This is a genomic window from Mesorhizobium sp. M2C.T.Ca.TU.002.02.1.1 (assembly GCF_003997225.1).
In genome coordinates, this window is the sequence record NZ_RZTO01001435.1 from 1 (window position 1) to 661 (window position 661).

At 66.1% G+C, this 661-nt stretch carries 1 protein-coding gene and 1 pseudogene; both read left to right on the plus strand.

Annotation, left to right across the window (positions count from 1 at the left end; genetic code table 11):
- Positions 1-332: pyridoxal-phosphate dependent enzyme (locus EOD07_RS36615; RefSeq protein WP_127238520.1), on the plus strand; the 332-nt coding region annotated here is incomplete at its 5' end.
- A pseudogene (locus EOD07_RS36620) lies at positions 329-661 on the plus strand (ornithine cyclodeaminase family protein); the annotation flags it as partial. The gene EOD07_RS36615 and the pseudogene EOD07_RS36620, both read left to right, overlap by 4 nt.

The following is a 661-nucleotide window of genomic DNA, read 5'->3' on the forward strand; positions in this document are numbered from 1 at the left end:
GTCCAGTGCAGGTCGAGGAACTGCCGACCTTGGCGGACTCGCTCGGCGGCGGCATTGGCCTCGACAATCGGCTGACCTTCGCCATGTGCCGCCGCCTGCTGGATGACGTGGTCCTGCTTGCCGAGGACGAGATCGCCGCCGGCATCCGCCATGCCTATGAGCAGGAGCGCGAGATCGTCGAAGGCGCCGGCGCCGTCGGCATAGGCGCGCTGCTTGCCGGGAAGGTCAGTGTGAGCGGCCCGGCCGTGCTCATCCTCTCCGGCCGCAACATCGACATGGGCCTGCACCGCCGCATCGTCTGCGGCGAGGCAATCGCGGAGCGTGCAGCATGAGCCGGATGACCATCCTCACCGAGGCGGAACTGCGCAAGATCGTGACGCTCGATCTGGAAGCGGTCGCCTGCGTCGAGAACGCCTTTCGCGCCTTGGCCACGCTGCCGGTGGCGATGCCGCCAATCTTGCGGCTCGACATACCTGAGCATCGCGGCGAGGTCGACGTGAAGACCGCCTATGTGCCGGGTATCGACGGTTTCGCGATCAAGATCAGCCCCGGCTTCTTCGACAATCCGAAGCTCGGCCTGCCCAGCGTCAACGGCATGATGGTGCTGCTGTCGGCGAAGACGGGCCTGATCGAGGCGCTGCTGCTCGACAATGGCTATCTC